Source organism: Microbacterium oxydans (genome assembly GCF_006540085.1).
Lineage (GTDB): Bacteria > Actinomycetota > Actinomycetes > Actinomycetales > Microbacteriaceae > Microbacterium > Microbacterium oxydans.
In genome coordinates this window covers 190293-214849 of sequence record NZ_BJOG01000005.1, presented here as the reverse complement: position 1 = coordinate 214849, position 24557 = coordinate 190293, and the positions used below count along the sequence as shown (strand labels likewise).

Annotated in this window: 23 protein-coding genes, 1 tRNA gene and 1 other RNA gene; 20 read left to right on the top strand and 5 right to left on the bottom strand. The window is 66.8% G+C overall.

Annotated elements, in window-relative coordinates; genetic code table 11:
- Window positions 1–26: 26 nt before the first annotated feature.
- The 15 genes from dapA to dapF all read left to right on the top strand — a co-directional run bounded on the left by dapA (window position 27) and on the right by dapF (window position 14062).
- Window positions 27–1004, top strand: a complete 978-nt coding sequence (gene dapA / locus MOX01_RS12210) for a 4-hydroxy-tetrahydrodipicolinate synthase (protein ID WP_046748321.1) — start codon at window positions 27–29, stop codon at window positions 1002–1004.
- A gap of 53 nt (window positions 1005–1057) precedes the next feature.
- Window positions 1058–2734 carry a ribonuclease J gene (locus tag MOX01_RS12205; protein WP_058630532.1) on the top strand — a complete coding sequence of 559 codons (1677 nt, stop codon included), beginning with the start codon at window positions 1058–1060 and terminating at the stop codon, window positions 2732–2734.
- 72 nt (window positions 2735–2806) lie between these two features.
- The gene (locus MOX01_RS12200) at window positions 2807–3301 is read left to right on the top strand and encodes a GNAT family N-acetyltransferase (RefSeq protein WP_141369913.1); all 495 of its coding nucleotides are present in this window, start codon (window positions 2807–2809) and stop codon (window positions 3299–3301) included.
- A gap of 74 nt (window positions 3302–3375) precedes the next feature.
- Window positions 3376–6111, top strand: a complete 2736-nt coding sequence (locus MOX01_RS12195; protein ID WP_141369911.1) for an FtsK/SpoIIIE family DNA translocase — start codon at window positions 3376–3378, stop codon at window positions 6109–6111.
- The gene (pgsA, locus tag MOX01_RS12190; RefSeq protein ID WP_141369909.1) at window positions 6111–6686 is read left to right on the top strand and encodes a CDP-diacylglycerol--glycerol-3-phosphate 3-phosphatidyltransferase; all 576 of its coding nucleotides are present in this window, start codon (window positions 6111–6113) and stop codon (window positions 6684–6686) included. The genes MOX01_RS12195 and pgsA overlap by 1 nt, the downstream gene beginning before the upstream one ends.
- Window positions 6683–7168: a CinA family protein gene (locus tag MOX01_RS12185; RefSeq protein WP_141369907.1), complete on the top strand. Its 486-nt coding sequence runs from the start codon at window positions 6683–6685 to the stop codon at window positions 7166–7168. Before pgsA ends, MOX01_RS12185 begins: the two co-directional genes overlap by 4 nt.
- Window positions 7169–7309: 141 nt before the next feature.
- The gene (locus MOX01_RS12180) at window positions 7310–7618 is read left to right on the top strand and encodes a helix-turn-helix domain-containing protein (protein WP_026049981.1); all 309 of its coding nucleotides are present in this window, start codon (window positions 7310–7312) and stop codon (window positions 7616–7618) included.
- A gap of 18 nt (window positions 7619–7636) precedes the next feature.
- Window positions 7637–7861, top strand: a complete 225-nt coding sequence (locus MOX01_RS12175; RefSeq protein WP_113680796.1) for a DUF3046 domain-containing protein — start codon at window positions 7637–7639, stop codon at window positions 7859–7861.
- 267 nt (window positions 7862–8128) lie between these two features.
- A complete protein-coding gene (gene recA, locus MOX01_RS12170; RefSeq protein ID WP_061017554.1) occupies window positions 8129–9178 on the top strand; it encodes a recombinase RecA in 1050 nt (349 codons plus the stop codon).
- A 407-nt stretch (window positions 9179–9585) separates the two neighbouring features.
- Entirely contained in the window at window positions 9586–10059 is a 474-nt protein-coding gene (locus MOX01_RS19405) for a regulatory protein RecX (RefSeq protein ID WP_230977876.1), read from the top strand.
- A 49-nt stretch (window positions 10060–10108) separates the two neighbouring features.
- Window positions 10109–11656: a tRNA (N6-isopentenyl adenosine(37)-C2)-methylthiotransferase MiaB gene (gene miaB / locus MOX01_RS12160; RefSeq protein WP_058630665.1), complete on the top strand. Its 1548-nt coding sequence runs from the start codon at window positions 10109–10111 to the stop codon at window positions 11654–11656.
- Window positions 11653–12564, top strand: coding sequence for a tRNA (adenosine(37)-N6)-dimethylallyltransferase MiaA (miaA, locus tag MOX01_RS12155; RefSeq protein ID WP_061017558.1), 912 nt, complete (start codon window positions 11653–11655; stop codon window positions 12562–12564). The genes miaB and miaA overlap by 4 nt, the downstream gene beginning before the upstream one ends.
- 51 nt (window positions 12565–12615) lie before the next feature.
- Window positions 12616–13035 carry a dihydrofolate reductase family protein gene (locus MOX01_RS12150; protein WP_307723511.1) on the top strand — a complete coding sequence of 140 codons (420 nt, stop codon included), beginning with the start codon at window positions 12616–12618 and terminating at the stop codon, window positions 13033–13035.
- Complete coding sequence (locus MOX01_RS19540) at window positions 12948–13154, top strand: dihydrofolate reductase family protein (protein WP_307723510.1); 207 nt, start codon at window positions 12948–12950, stop codon at window positions 13152–13154. The genes MOX01_RS12150 and MOX01_RS19540 overlap by 88 nt, the downstream gene beginning before the upstream one ends.
- 35 nt (window positions 13155–13189) lie before the next feature.
- Window positions 13190–14062 carry a diaminopimelate epimerase gene (dapF, locus tag MOX01_RS12145; RefSeq protein WP_058630541.1) on the top strand — a complete coding sequence of 291 codons (873 nt, stop codon included), beginning with the start codon at window positions 13190–13192 and terminating at the stop codon, window positions 14060–14062.
- Between the two features lie 45 nt (window positions 14063–14107).
- On the opposite strand, the gene MOX01_RS12140 is transcribed toward dapF, so the two are convergent.
- Window positions 14108–14749, bottom strand: coding sequence for a class I SAM-dependent methyltransferase (locus MOX01_RS12140; protein WP_058630542.1), 642 nt, complete (start codon window positions 14747–14749; stop codon window positions 14108–14110).
- Between the two features lie 68 nt (window positions 14750–14817).
- Between MOX01_RS12140 and hflX the strand changes: the two genes are divergently transcribed.
- The gene (hflX, locus tag MOX01_RS12135; protein WP_141369903.1) at window positions 14818–16329 is read left to right on the top strand and encodes a GTPase HflX; all 1512 of its coding nucleotides are present in this window, start codon (window positions 14818–14820) and stop codon (window positions 16327–16329) included.
- A 4-nt stretch (window positions 16330–16333) separates the two neighbouring features.
- Here hflX and MOX01_RS12130 read toward each other — a convergent pair whose 3' ends face one another.
- Entirely contained in the window at window positions 16334–17002 is a 669-nt protein-coding gene (locus MOX01_RS12130; RefSeq protein ID WP_127012268.1) for an SIMPL domain-containing protein, read from the bottom strand.
- Between the two features lie 141 nt (window positions 17003–17143).
- Between MOX01_RS12130 and ssrA the strand changes: the two genes are divergently transcribed.
- Window positions 17144–17513: a transfer-messenger RNA gene (gene ssrA, locus MOX01_RS12125) on the top strand.
- Between the two features lie 79 nt (window positions 17514–17592).
- Window positions 17593–20463: an HAD-IC family P-type ATPase gene (locus MOX01_RS12120; protein ID WP_230977877.1), complete on the top strand. Its 2871-nt coding sequence runs from the start codon at window positions 17593–17595 to the stop codon at window positions 20461–20463.
- 7 nt (window positions 20464–20470) lie between these two features.
- Here the strand turns inward: MOX01_RS12120 and MOX01_RS12115 are convergent, their stop codons facing one another.
- Both MOX01_RS12115 and hisN read right to left on the bottom strand, forming a co-directional pair.
- Entirely contained in the window at window positions 20471–21037 is a 567-nt protein-coding gene (locus tag MOX01_RS12115; RefSeq protein ID WP_141369899.1) for a hypothetical protein, read from the bottom strand.
- Window positions 21038–21077: 40 nt separating this feature from the next.
- Complete coding sequence (gene hisN / locus MOX01_RS12110) at window positions 21078–21875, bottom strand: histidinol-phosphatase (RefSeq protein ID WP_046748386.1); 798 nt, start codon at window positions 21873–21875, stop codon at window positions 21078–21080.
- Between the two features lie 156 nt (window positions 21876–22031).
- Between hisN and MOX01_RS12105 the strand changes: the two genes are divergently transcribed.
- Window positions 22032–22104 (top strand) — tRNA-Lys (locus MOX01_RS12105).
- A 262-nt stretch (window positions 22105–22366) separates the two neighbouring features.
- Window positions 22367–23893, top strand: a complete 1527-nt coding sequence (locus MOX01_RS12100) for an Ig-like domain-containing protein (RefSeq protein ID WP_218028590.1) — start codon at window positions 22367–22369, stop codon at window positions 23891–23893.
- 139 nt (window positions 23894–24032) lie between these two features.
- Here the strand turns inward: MOX01_RS12100 and MOX01_RS12095 are convergent, their stop codons facing one another.
- Window positions 24033–24515 carry a YbaK/EbsC family protein gene (locus MOX01_RS12095; protein WP_141369895.1) on the bottom strand — a complete coding sequence of 161 codons (483 nt, stop codon included), beginning with the start codon at window positions 24513–24515 and terminating at the stop codon, window positions 24033–24035.
- Between the last annotated feature and the right edge of the window lie 42 nt (window positions 24516–24557).

Sequence of the window (24557 nt, the reverse complement as noted above, 5' to 3'; positions counted from 1 at the left end):
GGTGGTCGAACCGATACGCTGGGTCTATGACGCACTCGGGCAACCCCTTCGGACAGGTTCTCGTCGCGCTCGTCACTCCGATGACGGCCGACGGCGAAGTCGACTGGCCCGCCGTCGAGAAGCACATCGATGACGTGATCACCGCGGGAGCGGACGGCATCGTCGTGACGGGAACGACCGGTGAGACCTCGACTCTGACGGACCCCGAGAAGCTCAAGCTCGTGGAGGTCGGCAAGTCCGTCTCCGCAGGTCGGGCGAAGATCATCACGGGTGGCGGGTCGAACGAGACCGCGCACGCGATCGAGCTCTACAAGGCCAGCGAGAAGGCAGGCGCCGACGGCATCATGATCGTCACGCCGTACTACAACAAGCCCACGCAGGCGGGCATCCTCACACACTTCCGTCTGGTGGCCGACGCCACCGACCTCCCGGTGATCCTCTACGACATCCCGGGCCGGACCGGTGTGCCGATCAAGTACGAGACGATCCTGCGTCTGGCGAAGCACCCGAACATCCTCGCTGTGAAGGACGCCAAGGGCGACTTCTCCGAGGTGAGTCGGGTGCTGAACCAGACCGACCTCATGTACTTCTCGGGCGACGACGCGAACGTGCTGCCGCACCTCGCGATCGGGGCGACCGGTTTGATCGGCGTGACGGCCAACGTCGCCGCGGCGCCGTACCGCACGATCATCGACGCGGTGAACGCGGGAGACCTCGCCACGGCCACGGCGGAGCACAAGCGGCTCGAGCCGCTCGTCCGCGCCGTGATGACGCATGTGCCTGGGACCGTCGCGGCCAAGTACATCCTGCACGGACTCGGTCGCATCTCGAGTCCGCGCGTCCGACTTCCCCTGGTCGGTCCCGAGGAATGGGAGGCGGCGCTCATCGAGGATGAGCTCGACCTCGTCCAGGACGTTCCCGGTGCCGACTTCTCGAACTTCCGTCCCGACCGCAATGCGGCCGCGGGCGGTGCCCTGCCGAAGGTGCACGGCACGACGCGCTGAGTCGCGTCGCCATGAACGAACGGACGCGCGGAGTGTCCGACTGAGGAGACAGCATGTCCATTCCCCTGGTAGAACCGACCGCTCTCGATGAAGGGACGCTGCGGGTCATCCCGATCGGCGGGCTCGGAGAGATCGGTCGCAACATGACCATGTTCGAGTACGACGGGAAGATCCTGATCGTCGACTGCGGTGTGCTCTTCCCGGAGGAGCACCAGCCGGGAGTCGACCTGATCCTCCCGGACTTCGAGCCCATCCGTGATCGCCTCGACGACATCGTCGGTGTCGTGCTCACGCACGGCCACGAAGATCACATCGGCGCCGTGCCCTACCTCCTGCGCCTGAAGAGCGACATCCCTCTGATCGGCTCCGGGCTCACCCTCGCGCTGGTCGAGGCGAAGCTCAAGGAGCACCGCATCAAGGCCTTCACCCTCACCGTGAAGGAGGGGCAGGAGGAGCGGGTCGGTCCGTTCGACCTGGAGTTCGTCGCGGTCAACCACTCCATCCCCGACGCGCTGGCCGTGGCCATCCGCACCCCCGCCGGCATGGTCCTCGCGACCGGCGACTTCAAGATGGACCAGCTTCCCCTCGACGGCCGGATCACCGACCTGCGCGCGTTCGCCCGCCTCGGGGAAGAGGGCGTGGATCTGTTCCTCGTCGACTCGACCAACGCCGACGTGCCCGGCTTCACCCCGACGGAACGCTCCATCGGCCCCGTGCTCGATCAGGTGATCGCGAAGGCGCCGCGTCGCGTCATCGTCGCCAGCTTCTCCAGCCACGTCCACCGTGTGCAGCAGGTCATCGATGCCGCACACGCCAACGGGCGCCGCGTCGCGTTCCTCGGCCGCAGCATGGTCCGGAACATGACGATCGCCGAGCAGCTCGGCTACCTGAAGGTGCCGGACGGCGTCCTGATCGACTTCAAGAAGGCACGTGATCTGCCCGACGAGCAGATCGTCTACATGTCGACGGGCTCGCAGGGAGAGCCGATGGCCGTGCTCAGCCGGATGGCGAACATGGATCACGCGATCGAGATCAGCGAGGGCGACACCGTCATCCTCGCCTCCAGCCTCATCCCGGGCAACGAGAACGCGGTGTACCGCGTGATCGACGGCTTGACCAAGCTGGGCGCCAACGTCGTGCACAAGGCGAACGCGAAGGTGCACGTCTCCGGGCACGCCGCCGCGGGTGAGCTCATCTACTGCTACAACATCCTGAAGCCGAAGAATGTCCTCCCGGTCCATGGCGAGTACCGCCATCTCATCGCGAACGCCAAGTTGGCGCAGGACACCGGCGTGCCGGAGGACAACACGATCATCGCCTCGAACGGCACCGTGATCGACCTCAAGGGCGGGGTCGCGAAGGTCGCAGGTCAGCTCGATCTCGGGTTCGTGTACGTCGACGGCTCAACCGTCGGCGAGATCACGGACGCCGACCTCAAGGACCGCCGGATCCTCGGCGAGGAGGGCTTCATCTCGGTCATCGTCGTGGTGGACGCCACGACCGGGCGCATCATCTCGGGCCCGGAGATCCATGCGCGCGGCGTCGCCGAGGACGACTCCGTGTTCGACGACGTCACGCCCAAGATCGTCGCCGCGCTCAAGGAGGCGTCCGGCAACGGTGTCCGTGACACCCATGCGCTGTCGCAGGTCGTGCGACGCACGATCGGTCGCTGGGTGAATCAGCGGCTTCGTCGTCGCCCCATGATCGTGCCGCTCGTCATCGAGGCGTGACGCCGGCGCGGTCCTCTCGCACTCACGGGTAGTCGTCATGCCGACGTAACACCGTCGGCCTATGCTCGCGTCATGCACAGGGGCTTCTCGCTTCGCAGGGCGTTGCAGACGGATGCGATGTTCCTCGGCGACATGCTCGTCGAGGCGGCGAACTGGCGAGCCGGAGGAGTGCGGCCACGGCACGAGGTGCTGACCTCGACGGAGCATCGGCGCTACCTCGCGGGGTGGAAACGCATGTCAGACGACGGCCTCGTCGCGCTGGGTGACGATGACGTCGCGGTCGGTGCCGCCTGGTATCGGGTGCTTCCGCAGAACGAGCCGGGATTCGGTTTCATCGGCATCGCGGTCCCCGAGCTGATCATCGGCGTGCACCCGCTCTGGCGCGCTCGGGGTGTTGGTCGGTCCCTGCTGCGCGGCATCGTGCAGCTCGCCGGGTCCCAAGGCCATGCCAGGATCAGCTTGAGCGTGGAGCGGGACAACTTCGCGCGCAATCTGTATCGTGCGGAAGGGTTCGCCGTGGTGGGTCAGGGGTCGACGCGCGACACGATGGCTCGCGGTACGGGGTAGCGTACGCTCTCTGCGATCCGTGGAAAGCCGGGTCATTACGCGGCGATGTCGCCTGTTGGACGTAACGTGAGAGCATGGCCAGGAGTACCACGAAGACAGAGCGCGCGTCGACGAGCGCACCGTCGCGCCCCAAGCGGCAGACGGCTCCCAAGGCCACGCCCGCTCGCAAGGCCCAACCCGCTCCCAAGAAGTACATCGACGAGGCCGACAAGCCTCCCGTCGCCGTCCGTGCCTGGGTCGGGCTGGCGCACGGGGTCGGAGGACTCTTCCGCGCGTTCGGCCCTGAGACCCTCGAGAAGGACGACCGTCGCGACGGCTTCCCGTTCTTCCTCGTGCTCCTCGCCGTGCTCGGTGCGGTCAACGAGTGGTTCTTCATCGGCAACGAGGTCGCAGCGAACATCAGTGCCTACTCGGTGGGTCTCTTCGTCGGACGCGTGGCCTTCATCATGCCCGTGCTGCTCCTCCTGCTCGCCGGATGGCTGTTCCGGCACCCGTCCTCCGTCCACGACAACGGTCGTATCGGCATCGGCTTCGGCATGTTCGTCCTCGCCCTCGCGGGGATCTTCCATGTCGCAGGGCCTCGCCCGCATCCGAACCAGGGGATGCCTGCGCTCAGCGAGTCGGGCGGTCTGCTGGGCTGGCTGGTGGGGCAGCCGCTGACGTACCTCACCGACATCCCGGCGTACATCGTGCTGTCGCTGCTCGTGGCACTCAGCATCCTGATCCTCACCAAGACACCGCCGAATCGCATCGGTTCGCGCCTCGGGGACCTCTACGCCTGGATGTTCGACGCGGAGCGACCGGAGAAGCCGGCGAAGGACGCCGCAGCGATCGACGATGCGGACAAGACCGATGACCCCGACGTACTGCCGTGGTGGCGCCGGAACAAGACCGGCCGCGAAGAGGACCCGGATGAGGGCACACTCGATTCCGACGACATCACCGCGCTCCTGACCACCTCCGATCCCACGCCTGCGTACGACCAGGCAGTGGTCGTCGAGAATCCTTACGACGCGGCCACCGAGGTGCTGTCCGAGGTCAGGTCGGTCGCCGACTCGCTCGCCGAGCAGCAGACCACGGCCCTGCTTGATGACTCCTCCGAGACAGGAGAGGTGCCGGAACTACCCGGTCTCGACGGGTTCGGCACCGATGGTCCGGGCGACCGCGGCCCGCAGGCCCCCGTCACGCCATACATCCTCCCGTCTCCCGGACTCCTGGTCGAAGGCCCGCCGCCCGTCATGCGCTCAGAGGCGACCGACAAGGTGATCGAGCAGATCACCAGCGTGCTGTCGCAGTTCAAGGTCGATGCCAAGGTGACCGGCTTCTCCCGTGGACCGACGGTCACGCAGTACGAGGTCGAGGTGGGCCACGGCGTCAAGGTCGAGAAGATCCTGCAGCTGAGCAACAACTTCGCCTACGCCGTGGCCTCGAACGACGTGCGCATCCTCTCGCCGATCCCGGGCAAGAGCGCGATCGGCATCGAGATCCCGAACGCCGACAAGGAGATGGTGGCTCTCGGCGATGTGCTGCGCTCGCCCGCTGCGCAGAAGAGCACGCACCCGATGACCATCGGCGTCGGCAAAGACGTCGGCGGCAACATCGTCATCGCGAACCTCGCGAAGATGCCGCACCTCCTCGTGGCCGGCTCCACAGGTTCGGGTAAGTCGAGCTTCGTGAACTCCATGATCACGAGTCTGCTGATGCGTGCCCGCCCGTCCGACGTGCGCATGGTGCTGATCGACCCGAAGCGTGTCGAGCTGACCAGCTACGCCGGTGTCCCGCATCTGATCACGCCCATCATCACGAACCCGAAGAAGGCGGCGGAGGCGCTGCAGTGGGTCGTGAAGGAGATGGACATGCGGTACGACGATCTCGCGTCGTTCGGTTTCCGGCACATCGACGACTTCAACCGGGCTGTCCGCGCGGGCGAGGTCGAGCTCCCGGTGGGCAGCGAGCGTGTCCTGAAGCCGTACCCGTACCTTCTGGTGGTCGTCGATGAGCTCGCCGACCTCATGATGGTCGCCCCTCGCGACGTCGAGGACTCGATCGTCCGCATCACGCAGCTCGCACGTGCCTCCGGCATCCATCTCGTGCTAGCGACTCAGCGCCCGAGCGTCGACGTCGTGACGGGTCTGATCAAGGCCAACGTCCCGTCACGACTCGCCTTCGCCGTGACGAGCGTCACGGACAGCCGGGTCATCCTCGACAGCCCCGGTGCCGACAAGCTCATCGGTCAAGGTGACGCCCTGTTCTCGCCGATGGGTTCATCGAAGCCGTTCCGCCTGCAGGGCGCGTGGGTCGACGAGAAGGAGATCGACGCGGTCGTCAAGCACGTCACCCGTCAGGCACGTCCGGACTACCGTCCGGATGTGCAGGAGGCGATGGAGCCGACGAAGAAGAAGGAAGTCGACGAGGACATCGGGGATGACCTGGAGCTGCTGCTCGCAGCCGCCGAGCTCATCGTCTCCTCGCAGTTCGGATCGACGTCGATGCTCCAGCGCAAGCTCCGCGTCGGGTTCGCGAAGGCAGGTCGTCTCATGGATCTGCTCGAGTCGCGCGAGATCGTCGGCCCCTCCGAGGGGTCGAAGGCGCGAGACGTGCTGGCGACCGCCGAGCAGCTCCCGCAGGTGATGGCCAAGCTGCGCGGAGAGGACGTTCCGGCACCGACATCGGCATCGGCTGCGCCTGCGGTTCCGCCCGTCCCGCCGCTCCCGCAGACGCATGACCCGATCGCGGCTCAGTACGAGGGTCTTCCCGAGGTGGAAGCTGAGGGCGACGAAGATGCCTGGGGCTTGACGGGACGCGACTGATGGCGATCCCACGGCAGCTCCCCAACGCCATCACGGTCGCGCGCATCCCGCTGGCCGTCGTCTTCTTCGTCCTGCTCCTGCTGGGTGGCACCTATGGGTTCTCGGACCCGGGTCTCCGCTGGGCGGCCGGAGTCATCTTCATCGTCGGGATCTCGACGGACTGGGTCGACGGGTACCTCGCCCGCAAGTACGACATCGTCAGTGATTTCGGCAAGCTCTGGGATCCGATCGCCGACAAGATGCTCACCGGTGCCGGCTTCATCGGGCTCGCGATTCTGGGCGAGGTCAACTGGTGGATCGTTGCGATCATCCTCGTGCGCGAATGGGGCATCACGATCCATCGGCTCATGGTGGCCAGCGAACACGTCGTGGCCGCGGCCTGGATGGGCAAGATCAAGACCGCGTTCCAAGGGGTGGCGCTCGGGTGGGCACTCCTCCCGCTGCACTACGTCATCGGTCTCGACGCCTGGACATTGATCACGTTCATCCTCATGCTCGTCGTCCTGGTCCTCACGGTGGCGAGCGGCATCGACTACGTCGTGGCGCAGGTACGCGGGTCGCGCCGGAAGTCATGAGTCAGGCGGCAGCCGAGGTCCTCGCTGCGCTGGGCCGACGAGGATGGAAGCTCGGCGTGGCCGAATCCCTGACCGGGGGCGCCCTGTGCGCCGATCTCGTCGCGGTTCCCGGAGCGTCAGCCGTGCTGCTCGGAGGCGTCGTGGCATATGCCACGCCGGTCAAGTCGTCCGTGCTGGGCGTGGATGAGGGCCTGCTGGCGAGATACGGGCCGGTGCATCCGCAGGTCGCACTGGAGATGGCAGACGGCGTCAGACGCGTCGTCGGCGTCGACGGCGAGGCTGCCGATGTGGGGGTGTCCACGACCGGGATCGCCGGACCGGTGTCTCCGGACGGGCAGCCCGTCGGCACGGTGCACATCGGCGTCGTCACCCCCGCGGCATCGCGGACCAGGGCCTTTCTCTTCGTCGGCGACCGGGGATCGATCCGGGCGCAGACGGTGGACGCGGCACTCCAGGAGATGCTCGCCCTGCTCTCGGAATAGCAGAGCCCTGCGGCTGGTTGTCTCTGATGTGCTCACACGTAAACCACAGAGTGCAGGAGTAGATTCTGTGCACGCCAGGGGTACTAGACTGGCTGTCTCATCGGGGGAGACCTCGAGCGAACACATGGGGAGGAGGTTCCGATGATTCTTGTACGACAGGAAATCGGCGATGTGCTGAGGGACTTCCGCCTGCAGAAGGGGCGTACGCTCCGGCAGGTCGCCAGCAAGGCATCGGTCGCACTCGGCTACCTCAGCGAGGTGGAGCGCGGTCAGAAAGAGGCTTCGAGCGAGATCCTCGCCTCGGTCGCAGACGCTCTCGACGTCCCCATCTCGACGATCATGCGCGAAGTCGGTGACCGCATTTCGGTGCTCGAGGGCATTCAGGTCTTCCCTGACGTCGTTCCCGACGACCTCGTGGCGTCGGTCGAGCCTCAGCTCTCGCTGCACTGACCCCCGAATGGGGTGGTGATGCGTCGTAGCGAGTTCCTTCGCGCCGTCGAGACCGAGTTCGGGCTGAGGGCTTCCTCTCTGGTCAACGACCTCGGCCTGAGTGCCGTAGGTGGGCGTACCGCTCTCGAAGCTCTCGCCGACGGCACGCCGCCGCGAGACATCTGGCTGGCGCTGTGCGCGGAGATGGACGTTCCCGAGGACAGGCGCCACGGAGTCGGACGGCAGGAGCCGCGGCGGCGCTGACCGACGTTCCTCGTCCGCCCGCTACGGAACACGACACTCCATTTGCGGCGTGTCGTCGAAGATCCGTTCGAAGCGGGCGTAGTCTTCTGCACAAGTGGTCCAGAGCGTTTGTTCTGCACTGTATGTGAGATCGTCGCACCGATGTCGGTGGTCCCTCCTACGGTGGAAACAAGCCGAAGAGCCATTACGCCTTGTCGGAGAGTTTCTCCCAACCGGAAGAGCCGCGACAGCCTACAGGCGGCATCACGCGCGCAGAAGGAGCACATCATGCCATCACCCGCCGACCGCGAGAAGTCCCTCGAGACCGCCCTCGCTCAGATCGACCGCCAGTTCGGAAAGGGCTCGGTCATGCGGCTGGGCAGCGATGAGCGTGCCCCTGTGGCCGTCATCCCGACCGGCTCCATCGCCCTCGACGTCGCCCTCGGCGTGGGAGGACTGCCGCGTGGCCGAATCGTAGAGATCTACGGACCGGAGTCCTCGGGTAAGACGACTCTCACGCTGCACGCGATCGCCAACGCTCAGCGCGCCGGGGGAATCGCGGCGTTCATCGATGCCGAGCACGCGCTCGACCCCGACTATGCCGCGAAGCTGGGCGTCGACATCGATGCTCTCCTGGTGTCGCAGCCCGACACCGGTGAGCAGGCGCTCGAGATCGCCGACATGCTGGTGCGCTCCGGAGCCATCGACCTCATCGTCATCGACTCCGTCGCGGCGCTCGTGCCTCGTGCCGAGATCGAGGGCGAGATGGGCGACTCGCACGTGGGTCTGCAGGCGCGACTCATGTCGCAGGCCCTTCGTAAGCTCACCGGTGGTCTGAACCAGACCAACACCACCATGATCTTCATCAACCAGCTGCGTGAGAAGATCGGCGTCTTCTTCGGTTCCCCCGAGACCACCGCCGGCGGTAAGGCGCTGAAGTTCTACGCCTCGGTCCGCATGGACATCCGTCGTATCGAGACGCTGAAGGACGGAACCGATGCCGTCGGAAACCGCACCAGGGTCAAGGTCGTGAAGAACAAGATGGCGCCGCCGTTCAAGCAGGCGGAGTTCGACATCCTCTACGGCGTCGGCATCTCCCGCGAAGGCAGCCTGATCGACTTCGGCGTCGAACACGCCATCGTGAAGAAGTCGGGTTCCTGGTACACCTATGACGGTGATCAGCTGGGTCAGGGCAAGGAGAACGCACGCACGTTCCTGCTCAATAACCCCGACATCGCTCTGGCTATCGAGACGCAGATCAAGCAGAAGCTCGGTATCGGCGGGCCGTCCGCTGCCCCGGCCGCTGCCGATGAGCTCGCAGAGCGTCGTCCGGCCTGATGAACGACTCGCGTGGGGGCGATCCAGACCGGATCGCCCCCATCATCCCCCTCTTCGGCGGAACAGCGAAGAAACCAGGAGCGACGCCTTCCACGCCGGTCACGCAGTACGGCGAATCAGCGACACTGCCATCATCGCGAGGCGACGGGGATGCGGTCTGGCGTACGACCTGGGACTCTCCTCCAGGCGACCCTGCTTCCATCGACACAGCCGACGATGCAGCTCACACGGGAACCCCGAGTGAGCGCCATCCGGCGCGCGGGCGCAGGGATCCCTCCGGCGCCAGGAGCTCTCATCCCTCGCGGTCGGCTCCCAGGCTCCGCGCGCTCGACGCGACGGAAGGAGACGGCGCGACTCAGCAAGAGGCGTCACACGATGAGATCCGGGTCGCGGCCGAGGAGTCGCTCGTGCGAAAGCTGCGAGCCCGGTCGTTGTCGATCTCTGAAGCCCGGCAGGTGCTGCGTGGTGCGGGCCTCGAAGGCAGTGCGATCAGCGATGTGATCGAGGACTTCTGCCGTCGTGGTTACCTCGATGATGCGGCCCTGGCCGGCGTCCTCGTGAGGTCGGGAGTGGATCGAAAGGGGCAGGGGAGAGTCGCTCTGTCTCGCGCGCTCGCTCAGCGGGGGATTCCGCGTGAGGTCATCGATAGCGCGCTCGAAGAGCTTCCGGACGACGACGACGAACGCGCGCTGGAGTTCGCCCGCACCAAGGCGCGGTCGATGACTCGACTCGACCCCGACGCGGCGCTCCGTCGTCTGGTGGGACAGCTTTCTCGTCGTGGCTACAACGGAGCGGTCGCCATGAAGGCGGCGAAGGTCGCGCTGCGCGAGGCTTCATTCGGCGGAGCGACCTCAGGGGTGCGGTTCGTCGATTCCGACTGAGCAGTGAGCGCCGCTTCCGCACGGAAACGTCTCGTACAATGGGGTGATCATGACTATCCCGCGCAGCGAACCGACGATCATCGGCGCGTCGTCGGCAGCCGTCGACGTCGACGGACGACAGCGATCGTATGAAGTACGCACCTTCGGGTGCCAGATGAACGTGCACGACTCGGAGCGCCTCTCGGGCTCGTTGGAGAGCGCAGGTTACGTCAGGGCAGTCGACGGTGCGGAAGCCGATGTGGTGATCATCAACACCTGCGCGGTCCGCGACAACGCCGCAGGCAAGCTCTACGGCACACTCGGCCATCTCGCGTCGGTCAAGCGCCGCAAAGACGGGATGCAGATCGCCGTCGGCGGCTGCCTCGCACAGATGGACAAGCAGGCTGTGCTCGACAAGGCGCCGTGGGTCGATGTCGTGTTCGGCACCCACAACATGGGTTCCCTTCCGGGGCTGCTCGAGCGCGCCCGCCACAACGGGGATGCCGAACTCGAGATCCTCGAGTCGCTCGAAGTGTTCCCCTCAACCTTGCCTACGAAGCGAGACTCGGCGCACAGCGGCTGGGTGTCGATCTCGGTCGGGTGCAACAACACCTGCACGTTCTGCATCGTGCCCAGCCTGCGCGGCAAGGAGAAGGACCGTCGTCCCGGCGACATCCTGAACGAGATCCGGCTTCTGGTCGAAGACGGTGCGATCGAGGTCACGCTTCTCGGGCAGAACGTGAATTCCTACGGCGTCGAATTCGGCGATCGACAGGCGTTCGGCAAGCTCCTGCGCGCGGCCGGTGAGATCGAAGGCCTCGAGCGCGTCCGATTCACCAGCCCGCACCCCGCAGCCTTCACGGATGACGTGATCGATGCCATGGCGGAGACTCCGAACGTCATGCCGCAGCTTCACATGCCGTTGCAGTCGGGGAGCGATCGCATCCTCAAAGCGATGCGACGTTCCTACCGCAGTGAGCGCTTCCTCGGGATCCTCGACCGCGTCCGCGCGCGCATCCCGAACGCCGCCATCACGACCGACATCATCGTCGGGTTCCCAGGGGAGACGGAGGAGGACTTCGAAGACACCATGCGTGTCGTCGAGCAGGCTCGTTTCTCCAGCGCCTTCACCTTCCAGTACTCGATCCGCGAAGGCACGCCTGCGGCGACCATGGAGGACCAGGTTCCGAAGGACATAGTCCAGGCACGCTACAACCGCCTGATCGCCCTTCAGGAGCGCATCTCGCTGGAAGAGAACCAGAAGCAGGTGGGTCGGCAGATCGAGGTTCTCGTCTCCACGGGGGAGGGCAAGAAGGACACCGAGACCCACCGGCTCACCGGTCGCGCGGAGGACAACAGACTCGTGCACTTCGAGGTGACACCGGGGTCGGACCTTCCTCGTCCAGGAGACGTCGTCACCGTGACGGTGACCCATGGAGCTCCGTTCCACCTGCTCGCAGACGACCCGACGGGAGCGCCTCTCAAGATCCGTCGCACTCGAGGCGGAGACGCCTGGGACCGTTCGCAGTCGGAGTCGTGCGCGGTACCCGCTCCGAGCGGCAGCGGCGAGAAGAAGGCTGTGTCACTCGGGCTTCCGACACTGCGCGTCGGGGTGTGACCGAACCTCGCCTCTGGGCGATCGTCGGGGCGACCGGTACCGGGAAGAGCGACCTCGCGATAGAGCTGGCCGAGGCGCTGCGAGCCCGAGGGAACCCGGCTGAGATCGTGAACGCCGATGCCATGCAGCTCTACCGCGGCATGGACATCGGCACAGCGAAGGTGTCGTCGGCGGAGAGGCGGGGGATCCCGCATCATCTCTTCGACGAGCTCGATGTCGATGAGGACGCGGCTGTCGCGTGGTATCAGCCCCGAGCGCGCGCCGCCGTGGAGGACATCCACCGCCGCGGGGGTGATGCGATCCTCGTCGGTGGCTCGGGCCTGTACGTGTCGAGCGTCGTCTACGACTTCCGTTTCCCGCCGCGGGACACGGCGCTGCGCGAGCGCCTCGAGCAGGAGTTCGAGATGCTCGGAGCCGCGGTCATGATCGAGCGGCTGCGCGGGCTGGATCCCGAAGCGGCCGACCGTGTCGATCCGCGCAACCCCCGCCGCGTCATCCGCGCTCTCGAGGTGCTGGAACAGGGGAGCGCGACCCATGGTGCGGCGCTGCCCGACACGCCAGTGCTGTGGCACCCGCACACAAGACTGATCGGACTCCGCGTCGATCGCCCCGCACTGGTGGAGCGCCTCGACGCCAGGGTCGAGCGCATGTGGGCCGAAGGTCTGCCGGACGAGGTCGCCGGGCTGCGCTCCCGCGGGCTCGAGCGCGGAGGAACAGCGCCGCGCGCCATCGGCTACGCGCAGGCGTTGGACCAGCTCGACGGTCGTCTCACGCAGGACGAGGCCATCGCGCAGACCCAGGCCCTCACGCGGCGATACGCCCGTCGACAGGTGTCGTGGTTCAAGCGGTATCCCGACCTCGAGTGGTGGGACGCCCCCGCGGAGGTTGCTGCGCTCCTCTCGTCCTGATCTGCGATGTCGGTGGCCTGCGATGTCGGTAGTCCCTGACAGTCTCGATGGATGACGACTCACTTCTACACCGCATCCAGCCTCGACGGATTCATCGCCACCGACGAGCATTCGCTGGACTGGTTGCTCACGCAGGACATCGACCAGGACGGACCGATGGCCTACACGGGGTTCGAGCGGAACATCGGCGCCCTGGCGATGGGGGCCTCGACGTATGAATGGGTGATGCGCCACGAAGAGGGGCGTTGGGGATACTCGCAACCCACGTGGGTGTTCACTCACCGCGAGCTCGATCTGCCCACGGGCGCAGACGTGCGGCTGACCCAGGCCGACGTCCGGACGGTGCATTCTCAGATGGAGGAGGCCGCCGGAGGAAAAGATCTCTGGGTCGTCGGGGGGGGGGAGACCTGGCAGGCCAGTTCGCCGATGCCGGACTGCTCGACGAGGTCTGGGTGCAGTACGCCCCCGTGACGCTCGGTTCTGGCGCCCCGCTGCTTCCGCGCAGGCTCGACCTCGAACTGCTGGAGGTGGCACGCAATCGCAACTTCCTCTGCGGGCGCTATCGGGTTGCTCGCGACGGGCGTTCGTGACGGGAGCTGCTCCTCACGATCCCTAGACTGGAACCATGGTCGCATTCACCAAGGGTCACGGCACGGGCAACGATTTCATCATCATCGCCGACCCCGACGCCGAGCTCGACCTCACCGTCGAGCAGGTCGCGGTGCTGTGCGATCGTCATTTCGGCATCGGTGCCGACGGGATTCTCCGTGTCGTGAGGTCCTCGGCCATCCCCGAGGGCGTGGCGACTCTGGGGGAGGAGCCACAGGCGGAGTGGTTCATGGACTACCGCAATGCGGACGGATCGATCGCCGAGATGTGCGGGAACGGTGTCCGCGTGTTCGCCCACTACCTCGTGCGCTCAGGTCTGGCGACGATCGAACCCGGCTCCACACTGCCGATCGGGACGAGGGCGGGCGTGCGCGACGTCACGCGAAGCGCTACCGGATACCAGGTCGATCTCGGGCGTTGGAAGCTCTCCGGCGATGACCCGCTGGTTCGTGTCGACGGCCTGTCCGTGACGCGACCGGGACTCGGTATCGACGTCGGCAACCCGCACGTCGTGGTCGCCCTCGCCTCGGAGGCCGAGCTCGCGTCACTCGAGTTGCACAGGGCGCCCGATCTCGAACCTCCGCTCCCCGAGGGCGCGAACATCGAGTTCGTGGTTCCGGGTGAGCCGCTCGTGCGCGATGGAATCGGTCACGTGAGCATGCGGGTGTTCGAGCGTGGTGTGGGGGAGACCCTCAGCTGTGGCACGGGTGTCGCCGCGACGGCACTCGCGGTCAGGCACTGGGCGGGAGCGAACGCTCCGAGCAACTGGCAGGTCGAGGTGCCTGGAGGTACGCTCGGCGTTCGCATGTTCCCCGCAGAAGACGGCGAGCACGTCGCCCTGTCGGGGCCGGCGCAACTCGTCTTCCAGGGCGAGGTCGACCTCGTCTGACGGCTCCGTCCGGCCATCGCGCGGATCGACTCGGCCTCGGTCTGCTCAGCTGAGGAGAATCGGCTCCGTCGGCGGGTTTCCGTGCTTTCGCACCTTGAGGATGCGGTATCCCTTGCCCGTGGCGGTTCGGAACACGCTGTAGCCGGGGTGGAACGTCGATCCGATCCAGCGCTGGAGAGAATCGGCTCCGAGGTTGCGCTGCACGACCAGCCAGGCGTCGCTGCGCTCATCGAGGCGCGGGATCCACCGTTCGAGAAGCCCGTGGAGCTCGTTCTTGCCGACGCGGATCGGCGGATTTGAGCGGATCGTGCGGAATGACACGTGTTCGGGAACATCGTCGGGCAGCGAAGCGTTGACATTGGTGAGCCCGAGAGCTGCCGCGTTGCGACGCACGAGATCGAGGGCACGCTCATTGACGTCGACGGCCCAGACCGTCGCGTGGGGAGCAGCCAGAGCCATCGACAGCGTCACCGGCCCCCAGCCGCTGCCGAGGTCGAGAAGATCGCCGCCCGGCGGAACCGGGGGCATGTTGGCGAGGAGCACTGCAGTGCCGGCGTCGAGACGGTCTGGGCTGAAGACGCCACCGGCGGTGGTGACTTCCAGCTCTCGACCCGCGAGAGTCACACGGATCTTGCGCAGATTCTCGGGGCTTGCCGGGGCCGCAGTGAAGTAGTGATCTGACCCCATACGGTGAGCGTACCGGACACCGCGGGCTAAGGTTAAGGCTCGCAACGAAACCCAGAGACAAGGAACGGATGACGGAGACCACAACCCCCTCCACCGACGATCAGACGGTCGATCGTGTGCTCGCGAACGCGGAGAAGCGCTCGGACGTCCGAGTGTTCGGCGCCGCTCAGGCGCTGCAGGACGAATCGACCGCATCACACGGGAGCGCAGACGGCGCGCAGTGGGATCTGGAGGACCGTCATGCGCTTCGACGCGTCGGAGGTCTGTCGACGGAGCTCGAGGACGTCACCGAGGTCGAGTACCGGCAGCTGCGGCTGGAGAACGTCGTCCTCGTGGGCGTCTACCCCCAGGGAGCCCAGGAAGACGCGGAGAACTCGCTCCGAGAGCTCGCCGCCCTCGCCGAGACGGCCGGCGCCGTGGTGCTCGACGGTGTGCTGCAGCGTCGCCCGCACCCTGATGCCGCAACCTATCTCGGTCGGGGCAAGGCGCAGGAGCTCAAGGACATCGTCGCCGCGGTCGGAGCCGACACGGTCATCGCCGATACCGAACTCGCGCCCAGTCAGCGGCGTGCGCTCGAAGACGTCGTGAAGGTCAAGGTGATCGACCGCACGACGGTGATCCTCGACATCTTCAGTCAGCACGCGAAGAGCCGTGAGGGCAAGGCTCAGGTCGAGCTCGCTCAGCTCGAGTACCTGCTCCCACGCCTGCGTGGGTGGGGCGACTCGATGAGCCGTCAGGCCGGTGGCCAGGTGGGCGCGGGTGGTGCAGGTATGGGCTCGCGCGGTCCTGGTGAGACGAAGATCGAGCTGGATCGTCGACGCATCCGCACCAAGATGGCGCTGCTCAGACGACAGATCCGCGACTTCGGTCCCGCCAGGGATGCCAAGCGCGCCGAGCGCAAGCGCAATACCATTCCGTCCGTCGCCATCGCCGGATACACGAACGCCGGCAAGTCCAGTCTGCTCAACGCCCTCACGAGCGCGGGTGTCCTGGTCGAGAACGCGCTGTTCGCGACGCTGGACGCCACCGTCCGCCGGACGGAGACGGAAGACGGCCGCGTCTACACGCTGACCGATACGGTCGGGTTCGTCCGCAATCTCCCCCATCAGCTCGTCGAAGCGTTCCGCTCGACTCTGGAAGAGGTGGGTGAGGCCGACGTCGTGCTCCACGTGGTCGACGGGTCGCACCCCGATCCTGCGGGGCAGCTGCAGACGGTGCGTGACGTCCTCGGCGACGTGGGCGTCAGAGACCTGCCGGAGATCGTCGTCTTCAACAAGGCCGACCTGATCACGGAGGATGAACGTCTCGTCCTCCGCGGCCTGCAACCTCACGCTCACTTCGTGTCGTCGAGGTCGGGCGAGGGGATCGCAGAGTTGCGGGCAGCGGTCGAAGCGGCGTTGCCGAAGCCCGCGGTCGAGGTGGAAGCGGTGATTCCGTACGATCGTGGCGACCTCGTCGCATCGATCCACGAGTCGGGCATGCTGCTCTCCGTGGAGCACCGCGAGGACGGCACGGCTGTGCATGCGCGCGTCTCGGAGCGCTTGGCTGCGGAGCTCGCGCCCTTCGTCGCACAGATCTGATCGGTCAGCGGGCGAGGAATCTGGCCTCGACGGTGGCGGAGATCACGATCTCCTCCGGCTCATACTCCATCGCGGGTGCAGAGTCGGCGGCGAATGCCGCGGCTCCTCGGGCCTTGAGCATCGGGGCGCCGGGCGCGGGCTGCCCGCTGGAGATGAGACCGACGTCAGCGATCTCCAGCGGGGTGACCTCATCCAGGCCGAGCGCCCCGGCGTAGGCCTCGGCGCGGGTGACAGCCACGCCGACTGCCGATGCGGCGACGTCACGTTCCACCTGCGTGCGCGTCTCCGGGGTCAGGTGCCAGTCCACCCAGCCGATCTCGACGCCGTCCCAGGCTGACACGTCGGAGACCCAGAGGGAGAGCTCCGAGGCCTCGGCGAACGTCGCCGTGAAGTCGATGCTCGCGTAGTACACGGGATCGAGTCGTGTGCCCTCGCTGCTCCAGGGGCGTTCGGCCCGAACGGAGATGCGCTTGCTCGACCAGTCGACCACGGTGCCGGCATCCGATCGATCGCTGATGCTGCGGCGCACCGGGTCTGCGAGCCGTAGTGCGCTCTCGACGACGTCGGTTCGTTCGGAGCCGTCGGTGCGAACGCTCACGTTGACGGTGGCGCGCTCGGGCGCCACTCGCGCCTCGTGCTCGCCGCGGACGGTGACGGTGACTTCGCTGCTCATGGGGCGACTCTACGCCAGCCCTCGGTGCGACAGGGGAATGGTGCAGCGGCGGAGAACGTTGTAGTCTGAGATGCTCGGGCGGTCGCCGCCCGAGATGGTAATTCCACAGTGTGACAGCGGCTCCTTCGAGAGAAGGACCACGGGGCTGATCGGTTTCGACAGCGCCTGTGAATCCACGAGAAGCGGGCCGAGGATGCAGAGTTATCTCGTAAACGCTCTCTGCAAAAAAATAGTTGCCGAAACCAAGCGCAACGACTTCGCCCTCGCTGCATAAGCGAGCCCGATAGTCCGTCAGGCCGTATGTGATTCCGATACGGATCCTGGCGTCATCTAGGAATCTTGCTGCGTGATGGCGTCTGGACGTCACGTGGGACTCTTCCCAGGCTGGGCTCGTCGACTTAGGTGTCTGTGACAAAGGTCGGAGCCGAGCAGAACGTCTTCACAGACTGCGCCCGGAGAAGGCGTGGAGACTCAGCGTTGGACGGGGGTTCGATTCCCCCCAGCTCCACAAGGTCGCTGTCACAGGAATGAGGCCCGCCTCCCCTTGGAAACAAGGGGAGGCGGGCCTCTTCGCGTCTATATTGAGGTCTGTGGACACCACTGCTTCTGCGCGCCCGGCCGGCCTTTCCGAAACCGAGGTCGCGGAGCGGGTGGCTGCGGGCAAGACGAACGCGTTCGTCGCGGACACCAGTCGCAGCGCGTGGAGCATCGTGCGCGCGAACGTCTTCACCCTCTTCAACGGCATCGTGTTCGCCTGCTTCTTCGTGCTGTTCCTGGTCGGAAGGTGGCAGGACGCTCTCTTCGGTCTCGCGGCCTTCGCGAACGCGATCATCGGATGCATCCAGGAGTTCCGCGCGAAGTCGGCTCTGGATCGGCTCGCCCTGATGAACGCTCCGCGCGCACTGGTGCTGCGCGACGGCGACGAGCGGGAGATCGCACCGGGAGAGGTGGTGCTCGACGACGTGCTCGTGCTCAGAGCGGGCGAGCAGGTCCCGGCTGACGCGCGGGTCCTCACCTCGCGCGGCCTGCAGATCGACGAGTCGATGCTCACCGGCGAATCGGACCCCGTGGAGAAGCAGCCCGGCGACGATGCGCTGTCCGGCGCCGTGGTCGTCGCCGGGGAGGGGACGGCCATCGCCACGCGGGTGGGCGCTGACTCGTATGCGAATCACTTCGCCGGAGAGGCCAAGAGATTCTCCCTGGTCTCCAGCGAGCTTCGCACGTCGGTCAACCGGGTCTTGAAATGGGTGAGTTGGATCATCGGCCCTGTCGGCCTGCTGGTACTGAACGCCCAGATCCTCGTCCTCGGTGGGTATTCAAGGGTGTTCTCGACCGATGCCTGGGTGCAGGCCGTCGTCAACACGATCGCCTCCCTGACGGCGATGATCCCGCTCGGCCTCGTGCTCATGACGAGCATCGCCTTCGCTGTCGGCGCGTCGAGACTGGCTCGCAGGCAGGTGCTCGTGAACGAGCTGCCGGCGGTGGAGGGTCTCGCGCGCGTGGATGTCGTCTGCCTCGACAAGACGGGCACGCTCACCGTGGGGGAGATCGGCTTCGATGCGGTGCATTCTCTCGACGATGCCGCGACGGAGCTGACCGACGACGCGGCGGCTGCCTTGGCCTGGTACGCGGCGTCTCCCGACGCCAACGCGACAGCGCGGTCGATGCGAGCGGCCTATCCGGTCGCGTCACCGCTCTCGGTCTCGGGATACATTCCGTTCTCGTCCGCGCGGAAGTGGAGCGCCGTGTCGTTCGACGGCGTCTCCGGCACATGGGTGATGGGTGCGCCGGAGATGGTGTTCGGCGACGAGGCCACGTCACCGCGCACGGAGCTCGGGCGCACGGTGACCGGCCTCGCGGAGACAGGGCGGCGCACGCTGGTGCTCGGGCATGCGGACTCTGGGCTCTCGTCGGCCGACATCGACTCCGAGCAGCTCCCCGGCGGACTCCGGCCCGCCATGGTGCTCACCTTCCGGGAACAGGTTCGCCCCGACGCCGCACAGACCCTCGAGTACTTCGGACGCCAACAGGTCGGCATCCGCATCATCTCGGGCGACAATCCCCGCACCGTCGCCGCCATCGCCCGCGAAGTCGGTCTCGACGTGGCCGACGGGTTCGACGCCAGGGAGCTGCCCGACGACGACGCAGAGCTCGCCGATGTGCTCGACCGGCATACGGTCTTCGGCCGCGTCACACCGGAACAGAAGAAGCGGATGGTCGTCGCGCTGCAGAGCCATGGACACACCGTTGCGATGACCGGCGACGGCGTCAACGACGCTCTCGCGATCAAAGCCGCCGACATCGGAATCGCGATGAACTCGGGCTCAGCTGCCACGAAGGCCGTGGCGAGACTGGTGCTGCTCGACGGGCAGTTCTCGCACCTGCCGGATGTCGTCGCCGAAGGACGTCAGGTCATCGCGAACATCGAGCGCGTGTCGATGCTTTTCCTGAACAAGACCGTCTACGCGACGCTGCTCGCGATCATCTTCGGAGTGTTCGTCCTCGAGTTCCCATTCCTGCCGCGCCAGCTCTCCATCACCGATGGCCTCACGATCGGCATTCCCGCGTTCTTCCTCGCGCTCATGCCGAACGCTGCCCGCTACCAGCCGGGCTTCCTCCGCCGTTCGCTGAGCTTCGCGATACCCTCAGGCGTCGTCGTCGCGCTGGGACTGACCTGGTACACGTTCGTCGCCCGCGGGCTCGGGGCGCACGAGGAGCAGTTGCGCACCGGAGCCACTGTGATCCTGGCCGTCGTCGGCATCTGGGTGCTGGCCGTTCTCTCCCGTCCGCTCAACCGCTTCAAGGTGGCTGTCGTGGGTGCGATGTTCGTCCTGCTCGTCGCGGTCTTCACGATCCCGCTCGCGCGCCAGTTCTTCGTGCTCGTCGATCCCGGCGCGGAGCTCGCGGTCGCGCTCACCGGGATCACGATCGCGATGGTGTTGGCGATCGAGGTGGTCCGGTTGCTGCATCGTCGTCTCGTGCTGTCCCCGGCGCCGAACCCCACCCACGGTGCGGCGACGCATGCACCCACGCCGTCCGATCCCGTTCCTTCCGGCGTCGCGACCGTGATCACGACGGTGGTCGCCGTCCTCGCCTACGGCTCCGGGTTACTGGCGACGGCCCTCGGCATCCTCGTGTTCCTGGGGCGCTACGACCCGGATGCGAGCACCTCCGCCTTCTCGCTCACCGGAGCCGCGATTGCGCTGTTCGGCTTGCTCATCCTGGCCGTCGCCGCCGGCGTCCGCCGAGGAAGCGGACTCTCCCGCCTCATGCTCACGATCTTCCTCGGCCTCGCCGTCGCACTCAGCACCGTGGTGCTCGTGTGGGGAGACCGCTGGGACTGGGGCGCCGCGCTCACTGCAGTGGTCGCTACCGGCATCATCGTGCTCCTGTGGACGCCGCCCGTCTCGCGGACGTTCGGCCGTGTTCTCGAGAGCTCGATGGGGTCGCCGGGTCGCTGAAGCGTCTTCAGCGCGGCCATTCGATGAGGATGAGTCCCTGCCGAGTGTCGGCGAGCCGAACCCAGCCGTCCCCGAACAGGTACGTCATCCCGTAGCCGTCTTCGTCGGTGCCCATCGCGTATTGCGCATCCTCTGTGAAGTAGACGCCGTCAGGGCCGTCTTCTCGCTTCCACCCCTCGGCGAGCAGAGCGGCCTGCGCCGTCGCGGCGTCCGCACCGTCGATCGCGGACCAGCCGTAGAGCTGTCCGTGATCCGAACCGACGGAGTAGTCGGCCCAGAAGCAGAGCAGTCCTTCGGTCAGCTCGACGCCGCCGGCGACGAACTCCTTCGTCTCGGCGGTCCAACCGGCATCAGCGAGCGCGGTGACGGTGCCATCGGAGATCATCGACTCGCACGTGAGTTCTTCCTCGGCGGCCGGCGATGTCGGCGAGGAGGGCGGGGCGGGGGACTGTGACGGGCGCGTGTCGCCGGCGTCGGGCGTCGAGGAGGGGCCTGGCTCGGGGGCCGCGCACGCGGAGAGCGCTGCGACGAGCAGCAGGACGCCCGCGGCGGCGGACATGATGCGGGGATTCATCGCGAGGCCTCGTCGTTCCGGTCGGGCTGCAGCAGGCCGATCAGCTCTGCGTCAAGCTCAGGAACTCCTCGTGCAGAGTCCCGTTGGTTGCGAGTGTCGAGCGCGCGCTGATCGTCTCCGCGCCGTCGATCGCCGTCATCCGGCCGCCGGCCTCTCGGACGATGGGGACGGCAGCAGCGATGTCGTACTCTTTGACGCCGAACTCGGCCACCATGTCGATGCGGCCCTCCGCAAGGAGCATGTACGAGTACACGTCACCGTACGCTCTGTCCCTCCAGACCCGTGCGGCGACCGCGAGGAGCGTGTCGAGGCGCCCGGCATCCGACCACTGCGCGATGCTCTGGAAGCTCACGCTCGCGTCGTCGAGGGAGGAGACCGAGGACGCCTGGATCCGGCGCGGTCCGTTCTCGCCGTCCGTCCAGGCGCCACCACCGGTCGACGCCCACCAGCGTCGACCGAGCGCCGGCATGCTGACCACACCGACCTGGGGCACGCCGTCCACCGCGAGGGCGATCATCGTTCCCCACAGCGGGACCCCGCGGAGGAAGTTGGCGGTTCCGTCGATCGGGTCGATGATCCACTGGCGCTGAGTGCTGCCCTGGGCGCCGAACTCCTCGCCGAAGATGCCGTCCTCGGGCCGCTCCTGCTCGAGGATGCTGCGGATCGCGCGCTCCGTGGCGAGGTCGGCATCCGTCACATGCGAGTTGTCGGCCTTGGTCGAGATCTCGAGATCCGATGCGTCGAAACGCGGGAGGGACTGGGCGTCCGCGGCGTCAGCCAGGCGGAGCGCGAGTTCGAGGTCGTGACGCAGGGCATCGGCGTGGGGAGAGGTGTTCACGGTCTAAGAATAGTCGTCGACTCCGCGGCGCCCGAGGGCCGAAAGACCATGTCTGCGGTCTCTCATCGTCGCGGCGCGCCCGGGTGCCGACGCCGATTTCACATGGACCCGGTCGGCTGGTAATGTAATTCCTCGGTCGGGGTTATCCCGGGCCACGCACCTCTAGCTCAATCGGCAGAGCAACTGACTCTTAATCAGTGGGTTCTGGGTTCAAGTCCCAGGGGGTGCACGGAACAGCCTCAGTAGATCTCGCCATCTACCGAGGCTTTTCTGCTTCCTGAGCACCTTCCCACGCCTCGTCGAGCACGACTCCGATCGCCTCCTGCTCAGAAGAGTTCGAGAATCGCGTAATAGATCGCGCACCCCGTCGTCTCTCATATGGGGACACATGCCTTGCGCCTCCGTACTGCCGTTCCACAGCGTCAGCACCGAGCCGCGGGCTTCATCAAGAACTGGGGAAGATCTTGTACGAAAGAAATGGCGGCGCCGTCGTGCGCCGAAAGACAACCGCGATGATCGCTGCGGCCGCCGCGGCGCTCACCGCCGTGATCACTCTCGCCGGCGCCGGGAGCGCTTCGGCAGCGGAGTACGACTATCCCGCGGCCATCGATCCTGCGTCGATCACCGTGACGACCGTCAACGGCGGTGGAGGCGTCTCGCAGTGGGATCAGGTGCGTGTCGATGCCGACTGGGCGGTGCCGGACGGAGCGACAGGAGGCCAGACGTTCGGGTTCACACTCCCGAAGGAGTTCGCCCGCGCGGGCACCTCCTTCTCCGTGCCATCGGCTGAGGACCCGAGCGTGGCGATCGCCCAGTGCACGGTGAGCACGGATGCGGCTCCCGTCGTGACGTGCACCCTCACCGACTACGTGAACGGCCGAACCGGCGTCACGGGTTCGCTGTGGTTCGTCGCCTCTGCGGATGAGCAGACGACGCAGTCGACCGTCGAGTTCACCGTCGACGGCACGATCACACCGGTCGAGCTCCCCGGCGGGGGGATCGGACCCTCCGCACCGCTGCCCACCGAACCGCAGAAGTGGTCCTGGCAGACGGACGACGGCAGGATCGCGTGGGAACTGGCCCTCCCGGGAGCGAGCTTCGCCGGAGCGGAGTCGATCGTGATCGATGACACCCTCGTCGGCGCCGGTGACGGGCTCGCCGAGCACCACAACGAGGACGGCCAGCTCGCTGTGCGCAGCGCCACCATGCAGGATCAGGACTCGCAGACGATCACGGACTGGACGGGGTCGTGGAACGCTGAGGGCACGGCATTCCACCTCGAGATCCCCGGTCCGATCGACCCGACCCGGATCTACTTCGTCAAGTACTTCACCGTGCCGAGCACCCATGTGGACGGGGCGACCTTCGCCAACACCGCCGACGTGAACGGGATCAAGCTCGAGGACAAGGAAGTGTGGAACGTCACGGGCGGGGGAACCGGCGACGGCGACGCCACCGGGGCATTCACCGTGACCAAGGCGATGTCCGGATCCGGCGCGCCGACTGTGCCCGCCGACTCCGTGTACACGGTGCGGTACAGCTACGGCGATCCGGTCGTCGAGCGGACGGTCGCCATCACCGCCGGCGCCACCTCGCCGCTGATCACGCTGCCCGCCGGCACCGTGGTCACCCTCGTCGAGCTCACCCCGCCCGCGATCGAAGGCATCGACTGGGGAACACCCGCGTTCTCGGGCACAGGTGTGCAGGTACGTCCCGACGGTGGAGCGCAGATCACGGTCGGCGCCGGTGCGACTCTCTCGGTGACCCTCACCAACTCCGCGACCGCGACGCCGCCGGTCATTCCGCCGACGACACCGCCGACGACACCGCCGACGACACCGCCGCCCGTGGTCTCTCCGCCGAAGGAGCTGCCCCTCACGGGCGGATCGTCGCTGGCGACCACGGGTGCCGATGCCCCCGGTGGGCTGCTGTGGGCCGGAGGATCGGCGCTCCTGCTCGGAATCGCCCTCACCCTGCTCGGAGCCGTTCGTGCTCGGAAGCGGGCAGCACACAGCTGATCGTCGAGAGAGCCGGGTCGTGGAGCATGCGCTTCGCGACTCGGCTCTCAGGGTGAATCGCAGCGTGCCCGGATGCGGGCCCGGCCCCTGCGTGAGGTGAGGGGGCGGAACTCACGCGACGGAGATCACGCGATAGAGATCATGCGACGGAGATCACTGTTCCCCGGGTCAGGGCGGTGAGCTGGTCGAAGGTCAAGGGCATGACCGTGTGGGGATGGCCTGCCGCCGCCCACAGCTCGTCGTGGGCCCGCAACGCCTCATCGATGTAGGTGCGAAGCGGTGTCGGGTGACCGATGGGTGCGACGCCGCCGATGACCTGGCCGGTCGCCGAGCGGACCAGGGCGGGCGGAGCCATCGTCACCTCCTCCGCGTCGATGCTCGCCTTCAGCGCGTCGAGGTCCACCCGGTGCCCGCCGCTGGTCATGACCAGCACCGGCACATCGTCCGCGACGAAGACCAGGCTGTTGGCGATCGCCGCGATCTCACAGCCGATCGCGGCGGCTGCTTCGGCTGCGGTTCGTGCAGACTCGGGGAGCACCCGGATCCGGACATCGACGCCTGCCTCCAGGAGCTGCCGGTGCACCTGCCTGCTGCGTTCGGGGAGTGCGGGGGTCTCGGTCATCGATCCACGATATCCAACGCTCGTGCCCTGGCGTCGGCGCGG